Annotated in this window: 7 protein-coding genes and 1 pseudogene; all 8 read right to left on the bottom strand. The window is 64.5% G+C overall.

The window, feature by feature from the left end:
• Positions 1-212 (bottom strand): annotated as a pseudogene (locus B3849_RS07980) (hypothetical protein); the annotation flags it as partial.
• Between the two features lie 139 nt (positions 213-351).
• Positions 352-2154 (bottom strand): cation:proton antiporter, encoded by a 1803-nt coding sequence (locus B3849_RS07975; protein ID WP_278375287.1) that lies wholly within the window; start codon positions 2152-2154, stop codon positions 352-354.
• Between the two features lie 185 nt (positions 2155-2339).
• The gene (locus B3849_RS07970; protein WP_278424517.1) at positions 2340-3623 is read right to left on the bottom strand and encodes a serine hydrolase domain-containing protein; all 1284 of its coding nucleotides are present in this window, start codon (positions 3621-3623) and stop codon (positions 2340-2342) included.
• A gap of 174 nt (positions 3624-3797) precedes the next feature.
• Positions 3798-4421, bottom strand: coding sequence for a glutathione S-transferase (locus tag B3849_RS07965; RefSeq protein WP_278424523.1), 624 nt, complete (start codon positions 4419-4421; stop codon positions 3798-3800).
• Complete coding sequence (locus B3849_RS07960; RefSeq protein WP_132996800.1) at positions 4418-5347, bottom strand: AEC family transporter; 930 nt, start codon at positions 5345-5347, stop codon at positions 4418-4420. Before B3849_RS07960 ends, B3849_RS07965 begins: the two co-directional genes overlap by 4 nt.
• Before the next feature lie 110 nt (positions 5348-5457).
• Positions 5458-6255 carry an MBL fold metallo-hydrolase gene (locus B3849_RS07955; RefSeq protein ID WP_005852683.1) on the bottom strand — a complete coding sequence of 266 codons (798 nt, stop codon included), beginning with the start codon at positions 6253-6255 and terminating at the stop codon, positions 5458-5460.
• Positions 6255-7073 (bottom strand): TatD family hydrolase, encoded by an 819-nt coding sequence (locus B3849_RS07950; RefSeq protein ID WP_278424514.1) that lies wholly within the window; start codon positions 7071-7073, stop codon positions 6255-6257. The genes B3849_RS07955 and B3849_RS07950 overlap by 1 nt, the downstream gene beginning before the upstream one ends.
• Positions 7074-7105: 32 nt before the next feature.
• The coding region (locus B3849_RS07945) for a DNA polymerase III subunit delta' (RefSeq protein ID WP_286780001.1) at positions 7106-8206 on the bottom strand (1101 nt) is incomplete at its 5' end.

Genomic DNA, 8206 nt, shown 5'->3' with positions numbered 1-8206 from the left:
GCTTGCGCTTTCTGCGCAGGGGCGGCGGCCTGAGACGACTGCGCAGGGGCAGTTTCAGCGGTGGGCTGCGTCTCTTGCGCGGCCGGCTGTTCGTCTTTGGCTTTGGCGGTGTTCTTTTCGGTGTTACCGGTCTCGGACTTATCTTTCTGTTTCTCGGCCCCTTTGGGCTGAGACTGCTGGCTGCCGCCAGAGAAAAGTGAACTTATTAACATAGATGTGCCTTTTCAGTTGGTTACCTACATGACTGAAGCACCTGCCTGACCGGTGTGGCGAAAAAATGGTCCAATTAAGGTTAATGCAAAGCTGAAATACCCGCGCAGATAGCATGCTGCGCGGGTGGGTGTGGTTTGATCACTCTTCCGGCGGGCGCAGAGCGATCACATGGATGCCGTCGCCGCCTTTGAACTCCTCGTTCTTGCGCATGAACTTGATCTCGCCGCTGGTGGTGATCTGGGCAAGCAACCGCGCCTCGGGGCTTTCGGCGCGCCAGTCTTCCAGCGTGAACTCCTCGGACAGACGCGTGCTGCGGAAGCGCCAGCCTTGGGCGATCAGATCACGCAGTTCCGCATGGGTCGCCTCTAGGCCCAAGGGCCGTCCGCCAAGGGTGCGGGGTAACTGGTGGCGGCTGCTTTCGGATTTCTCGCGCATTACCTGAAACACATTCTCGCGGCCGAATTCCGGTGCCAGGTCGGTGGTGACCAGCGTGTTGTAAGCGTCGTTATCCGTGGCAGCGATCAGCGTGGCATAGCTGACGAGTTCCACGCGCTGCTCTGCCGCCTCTGACAGAATATCGCCCGAGAATGTATCGATCCCCGCCGCGCGCGCCTTGCGCAGGCGGATGAAGTTGGGGTCGGTCATCAGCACCGGAATCTTCGCTTTTTTCAGCACTTCGGCCAGCTGCGTGGTCCAGTCCGAGCCGCCGATGATCACCACACCGGGCGTGTCCGCACCGGTCAGCCCCAAAAGCCGCGCAAAGGGGGCGAGGGTGAAGCCGTTGACCACCACGGTCACCGCCACAAGCGCAAAGGCAAGCGGTGCGATCAGGGCGGCGTCCTCGAACCCGAGGCTGAGCAGGCGTTCGCCGAACAGACCCGCGACCGCGACCAGCACGACGCCGCGCGGTCCGGTCAGGGCCACCAGCAATTTTTCGCGGAACGGGATGCCCGACCCGACGAGCGAGATAAACACCGTCACTGGCCGTGCGACCAGCACGACCACAGCGACAAACGCCGCCGCGCGCCAGTCAAGATTGCCAAGCGCCTCTACATCCAGCCCTGCGGCCAACAGGATGAACACGCCCGACACCAGCAGCACGGTGGCATGTTCCTTGAAGCGGCGCATTTCCTCGTAGCTGGGCAGTTTGGAGTTCGCGATCACGATCCCCATGATGGTCACCGCCAGCAGCCCGCTTTCATGCAGCACGGCATCGGACGCGGCAAAGACCCCCAGCAGCAGGGCAAAGAGCACGGGCACCTTCATATATTCGGGCACCCAGCCGCGTTTGAAGGCGCGCGACAGGCCGATCCCCGCAGCGACACCGGCGGCAGTGGCGACGGCGGCACCGATAAACAGCTCCAGCATCGCCTCGGACGCGGTGGTGGCGGTGTTCAGCGCGATCACAACCTCGAAGGCCAGCACAGCGGCCAGCGCGCCGATGGGGTCGTTCAGGATTGCCTCCCATTGCAGCAGGGTGGCAGGGCGGCGCGACAGCCGCGCGGTGCGCAACAGCGGCGCGATCACCGTGGGGCCGGTCACGATCATGATCCCGCCAAAGACGGCCGCGCTGGACCAGCTGAGCCCCGCCACATAATGCAGCGACAGCGCCGACATCAACCAGCCAAGGGGCGCGCCGATATAGACCAGCCGCCGGACACCGCCGACCGCGTCCTGCAGCGTGTGAAAGTTCAGCGACAGACCGCCCTCGAACAGGATAATCGCCACGGCGATAGAGATCATCGGCCCCATCAACGGCCCGATATCCCGTGCGGGGTCGAAGATCCCCAGAACCGGCCCGATCAGGATACCGGCCACCAGCATCAGCACGATCGCGGGCATGCGCAGCCGCCATGCGATCCATTGAGACCCCACCCCGATCGCGCCGACCAATGCGATCGCAGTTACAGGATTTAGCGCGCCGAGTGTTTCTGTTGCCACAATGTGAACCCTTTATAATCAAAGCGATGACGTAACGCGGACCATCCCGCTGACAATGGCCGGTGTGAAATTTTAGGGGGTTCCCCTGTCGCAAGCCAGCGATCTATCGTGCTGAACGACAAAAGGCCCCGACGTCAGGGGCCTTTTGCGCGAGGGTATGGGGCAGGGCGCGTGGCCCCGCGAGGTCAGTCGTCGACGCGGCTGTCGGCCAGCGTGCTAAAGGCGAGGTTCTTGAAGATCAGCCGCAGCGGCCCCCGATTGGCAGGCGATTGGATCATCAGCAGCGCGATCATATCTTCGGCAGGGTCCGCGTGATAGCCGGTGCCCGCGGCACCTCCCCAGTAGTATGAGCCGGCAGAGCCAAACGACGGGGCGTTGCCAGTATCGAGCCGCACACCGTACCCCAGACCAAAGCCGTAGCCGGGGCCAGGCAGGTAGTATTTACCGGGTTTGATGCCTTCAAGGTGGTTCGAGGTCATCAGCTGCACCGACTTAGGCGACAGCAGCCGCGTGCCGTTCAACTCTCCGCCATTCAGCATCATCTGCGCGAATTTGGCGTAGTCATGCACGGTGGACATCAGCCCGCCGCCGCCCGACTGGTTCGGCTTGCGCACGCGCGGGTCAAAAACATCGCGGCTGCCCAGTTTGGCCTGATCGGCGAAGGGTTCGGCGATCCGCGGGAAATCCGCAGCGTCATCGATGTAGAAGGCCGTATCCTCCATCCCCAGCGGGTCGAAGATACGCGCCTTCATGAATTCTTCGAGCGTCTGGCCTGAAGCGACCTCTACCACCGCGCCCAGAACATCCGTCGCGCGGGAATATTCCCATGTGGTGCCGGGGTCATGCTCCAGCGGCAGGGACGCCAGCAGATTGGCCTGCTCGATCGCCGTGTTCTCGGGCGAGGCGACCCCGGCCGCGTTATAGGCCTCGCGCACGGGACCGGCCCCGAAGAAGCCATAGGTCAGCCCCGAGGTATGGCGCATCAGGTCGCGGACGGTCATCACGCCTTTGGCGGGGCGGGTCACGGGCTTGCCCTCGGCGTCTTTCTCGCCGGTGACCACACTCAGGGTCTTATAGGCGGGCAGATAGGTCGAGACAGGCGCGTTCAGCAGCAGTTTGCCTTCTTCGACCAGCATCATCGCGGCGACGGATGTGATGGGTTTGGTCATGGAGTAGATGCGGAACAGCGTGTCTTCGGTCATCGGCTCCCCGTCGGGGGTGCGTTTGCCCATGGTGGACAGATGCGCGATCTGACCGTCGCGGATCAGCATCAGCACGGCCCCCGGCGTCATCCCCTTGTCCACCAGCGCGCCAAAGGTGGCATCCATCCGCGCCAGTCGGTCAGGGTCGAACCCCAAGGCGGTCGCATCGCCGCGGGGCAACTCTTGGGCCCATGCGGGGGTTAGGGTGGCAAAGGCGGTGCCAAGGGCCAGCGCCCCGGCGACCAGACCTGATCTGAAATGTTTCATTATATCTCCTCCCGGTTGTTGTGATCCGGTGGGACCACGACCCAAGGTTAGGAGCGTGCACGCCGCTGTGGCAACCTGCCTGACGGCTGTCAGGGTGGCGGCGGGGCTTTGTGACGTAGGATAACTTGTGCCGCGATGCAGCGTACGCGGGGGCGGGGCGAAGGGTTTTTCGGCCTAGGCAGGAAAGACCGTAGGCGCGTCGCCCTCTGCCCATTGCGGGTATTTATCCATCACGGCGGTAAAGGCCTGCGCGGTCAGGAACCGGTCCAACCACGCCTGCAACTGCGGCCAGGGCTGCGCGTCGAACCAGGGTTTGTCGATGAAGGCGAACTGCCGCACGAAGGGGGCAATCGCCATGTCGGCAAGGCTGGGGGTGTCGAAAATATAGGTGCCAATTTGCGCGTCCAGCGCCGTCAGATGGGCGGCGGCTTTGGCCCGCTCTGCCTCCGGATCGGCGTCGGGATAGCGGGTGGCGTATTTCGTGCGGTCCAGTGCGTGTTTGAACGGCCCGTCGCAGCGGTTGATCCAGTCCCATCCCGCGTCAGGCATGTTCAGCAGCCCTTCGGGATCGTGTCGGCGCAGGGCCCAGATCATGATGTCGAGGCTTTCGTCAATGACCTCGCCCGTATCCAGCGCCAGACAGGGCACCGTCCCACTGGGCGAGGTCGCCAGAAAGGCGGCGGGCTTGTCGCGCAGCACGACCTCGCGCAGCTGCACCTGCTGGCGGGCCGACCGCAGCGCCAGCCGCGCGCGCATGGCATAGGGGCAGCGCCGGAAAGAATAGAGCACGGGCATCATGGCAGCACGCTGAGCCAGAGCCACGCGGTCAGCACCGACCCCACCGTCGCCACCAGCACCGAGCTTGCCGCGACCCGCCGCGCGCGGCCATACATATTGGCGAAGATATAGGCGTTGAACCCCGGTGCCATCGCTGCCGTCAGCACGCCCGAGCGGAACAGATCCTGCGGCAGGCCAAAGCCGCTGCCCATGAACCAGACAATCGCGGGATGCACGATCAGTGACAAAAGGCAGACCATGGCGATGGTCTTGCTGTCGCCCTCGGGGCGGTACTGGATCAACACGCCGCCCAAGGCAAAGAGCGCCGCGGGCAGGGCGGCGCGCACGACCAGCGACAGCGCGTCGTCGATCACACCGGGGATCGCCAGCCCGCTAAAGTTCACGGCAAAGCCCGCGAGGATGCCCAGAACCAGCGGATTGTGGAACATCGCCCGCGCCACATTGCGCGCAAAGGCCGGTCCGGATTGGCCCCGGTTGCGCACGAACTCCATCACCGTGATCCCCAGCCCGTAGCAGAACGGCGAGTGGATGGCGATGATCGCAAAGTTCCCGATCAGCGCCTCGGGCCCATAGGCGCGTTCGGTGATCGGCAGCCCCAGCAGGACCGAGTTGGAAAAGAGGCTGCAGAACCCGATGGCCACACAGTCTTCCCAGTCGCGTTTGAACAGGATGCGCGCGCCGAACAGACCCAGCGTGAAGCAGACCGCCGCGCCGGTGTAGAAGCTGAACAGCAGTCGCGGGTCGAAAGAGGCCGATAGATCCAGATGCGCGATTGATTGGAACAGCAGGCAGGGGATCGCGAAGCTTTGCGCGAACCGCATGACCCCGTCGATGCCCGAGACCGGAAAATACCCACGCCAGACAGAGACATAGCCAAAGCCGATGACAAGGAAGACGGGCAGGATGACTTCGAGAAGCGTTTGCACGAGAGATATGGCCTTGGGTGCGGGTGGCGCTGTCGGAGTGGGGGTTTCACACCCCCACGCCCCCGTGGAGTTTATAGGGCAAAATGAAGTCCGGACCCCGCGGGCGGGGGCTAGACCGGAAAGCTCAGGGTCATGCCATCAAAGGCGGGTTCGATATGGTCGGGGGTTTCCGCGGCCAGCGTGTCATAGTCGAGGTCGTTGTGCATATTGGTCAGCACAGCGGTTTGCGGTGCCATCTGTTCGATCCAGTCCAGGGTCTGAGCCAGGTGGCTGTGGGTTGGATGCGGGTCGCGGCGCAGCGCGTCGACGATCCAGCAGCGCAGGCCCTTGAGGTGGGGCCAGATGTCATCGGGGATCTGCGCCACATCGGGCAGATAGGCCACATCATTGACGCGGAAGCCAAGCGCATCCATCCCGCCGTGGTTCACCAGAAAGGGCGTGAAGCAGAGCGTGCCACCGGGCCCGTCGATCGTCACGTCGCCGTCAATATGGTTCATCTCGAGGATCGGCGGGTAGGACGATCCGGGGGGCTGGATGAACACATAGCCGAAACGGTCCAGCAGCGCCTCGCGCGTGGGCGTGTCGGCCCAGACCGGCAGACGTTGGCGCATGTTGATCACGATCATCCGCAGGTCATCCAACCCGTGCACATGATCGGCGTGGGAGTGGGTATAAAGCACCGCGTCCAGCCGTCCGACGCCCGCATCAAGCAGCTGGCTGCGCATATCGGGGGAGGTGTCGATCAGCACCGATGTCGTGCCCGCATCCGTGATCCGCTCGACCAGGATGGAGCATCTGCGTCTTGCGTTCTTGGGGTTGGCCGGATCGCAGGCCCCCCAGTGCCCGCCAAGGCGCGGCACCCCGCCAGACGAGCCGCAGCCCAGGATGGTGATCTTCATCTCGGCCATCAGGCGGCGTCCTGATATTGGGCGGCCTTGGTAAACAGCCGGTCGAAATTCGCCTGCGTCTGCGCGGCAAAGCTGGCATAATCGATGCCAAAGGTTTCTGCCCCACGCCGCGCCGTATGGGCGGTAAAGGCCGGTTCGTTGCGTTTGCCGCGATGGGGCGGCGGGGCCAGATAGGGGCTGTCGGTTTCGACCAATATCCGGTCCAGCGGGGCATCGGCAAAGATGTCGCGCAGGTCCTGGGATTTTGGGAAGGCGGTGATGCCCGACATCGACAGGTAGAACCCCAGATCCAGCGCCGCACGGCCAAGCGCCTGTGTCGAGGAGAAGCAGTGCATCACGCAAGGGTAGGCCCCGTTGGCATGTTCCTCTCTGAGGATACGGGCCATATCGTCATCGGCGTCACGGGCGTGGATGATCAGGGGCAGGCCGCTGTCACGGGACGCGGCGATATGGGTGCGCAGGCTGGCTTGCTGCGCCTCGGCGCTGTCAGCGGTGTAGTGGTAATCCAACCCCGTTTCGCCGATGCCCACCATCTTGGGGTGTTGGGTCAGCGCCATTAGGTCGTCATAGCTGGCCATCGGCTCTGTCGCGACGCTCATCGGGTGGGTGCCGGCGGCATAGAAAACCGGGGCATGCGCCTCGGCAATGGCACGCACGGCGGGTTCGTTCTTGAGCTTGGTGCAGATGGTGACCATGCGTGTCACCCCTGCGGCTTGGGCGCGGGCGATCACATCGGGCAGTTCACCGTCGAAATCGGGAAAGTCCAGGTGGCAGTGACTGTCGGTGATCGGGTGAATGTCGCGGGTGCTGTCTGTCATGCCTGGGGTCCTGCCTGTTCGTCTTGCGTGGGCTAGCGCGGTGCGGCGTCGCCCATCTTGAACAGGGTATCTAGGACCAGTGCGGCAGGGTCAAGGTTGACCGCCATCCCGTGGCGCGCGCGGGTGCCGATGTCTTGCGCGGTCTCGGCCCAGACCCGTCCTTGGGCGGGGGTGGGCGACAGGCGGGTCAGCACCGCGGCCTCGTTCGGGGCGGCGGCGGTTTCGGGTGGGCGGCCAAGGGCACCGGTGCGGGCCAATCGCAGCATCAGCAGATCCACCAGCGTGAACAGCAGTGACAGTTTTTCTTCGGCCCCGCGGGCGGCGGCGGCCTCTGCCAGTTTGAGCGCGCGGGCGCGGTCCAGCCGCGGCATCGTATCAAGCAGGGCGACCAGTTCGCCATACATCGCGAGCCCGCCCATCAGCGACAGGGACAGCGCGCCGCCGACAGACCCGCCGGAAAGCGCCGCGAGCGCTGCGGGATCGCCCTGAATATCCACCTCGGACTGCCCGAGCGCCTGCGCCATATCGTCCGGCGTCAGGGTGCCAAGCCGCAGGGTCCGGCAGCGCGAGCGGATGGTGGGCAGCAGGCCGGAGGGGCGGTGGCTGATCAGCAGCATGATCGCGCGGGCGGGCGGCTCTTCCAGCATCTTGAGCAGAGCGTTCGCGGCATTGGGGTTCATCAGGTCGGCGTCATCGACGATCACGACACGGCGCCCGCCATCGGCAGCGGACATCTGGAAGAACCCGTTCAGCTTGCGGATGTCATCCACGACGATCTGCTTGCGCAGCCGTTTGGTTTTCTCGTCAACAGAACGCGTGATCGCCTTCAGCGCGCCTTCGCCCCCGGCCGCAATGCGGCGGGCGACGGGGTGGTCGGGATCGATATCAAGGCTGATGGGGGCGGGGGTGTCGAACATGCCGCCGTCCTCCGCATCGGGGGTGGCCAGCAAGAACCGCGCAATACGCCACGCCAAGGTGGCCTTGCCCACCCCACGCGGTCCGGTCAGCAGCCAGCCGTGGTGCAGCTTGCCCGAGTTGAAAGCATCGAGGAACGCGGCCTCTGCCGCCGACTGGCCGAAAAGCTGCGGCGTGTCGCGCGGGTGGCGCGCGCCGTCGATACGGTCGGGCTGGGG

This window comes from Sulfitobacter sp. UBA4523, from assembly GCF_002388305.1.
GTDB lineage: Bacteria > Pseudomonadota > Alphaproteobacteria > Rhodobacterales > Rhodobacteraceae > Sulfitobacter > Sulfitobacter pontiacus.
This window is presented reverse-complemented; position numbering and strand designations above follow the sequence as displayed.

Excerpts from the sequence above, each read along its gene's own strand:
- B3849_RS07970 (WP_278424517.1), bottom strand. The coding sequence starts at position 3,623 with ATGAAACATTTCAGATCAGGTCTGGTCGCCGGGGCGCTGGCCCTTGGC.
- B3849_RS07965 (WP_278424523.1), bottom strand. The coding sequence starts at position 4,421 with ATGATGCCCGTGCTCTATTCTTTCCGGCGCTGCCCCTATGCCATGCGC.
- B3849_RS07955 (WP_005852683.1), bottom strand. The coding sequence starts at position 6,255 with ATGGCCGAGATGAAGATCACCATCCTGGGCTGCGGCTCGTCTGGCGGG.
- B3849_RS07950 (WP_278424514.1), bottom strand. The coding sequence starts at position 7,073 with ATGACAGACAGCACCCGCGACATTCACCCGATCACCGACAGTCACTGC.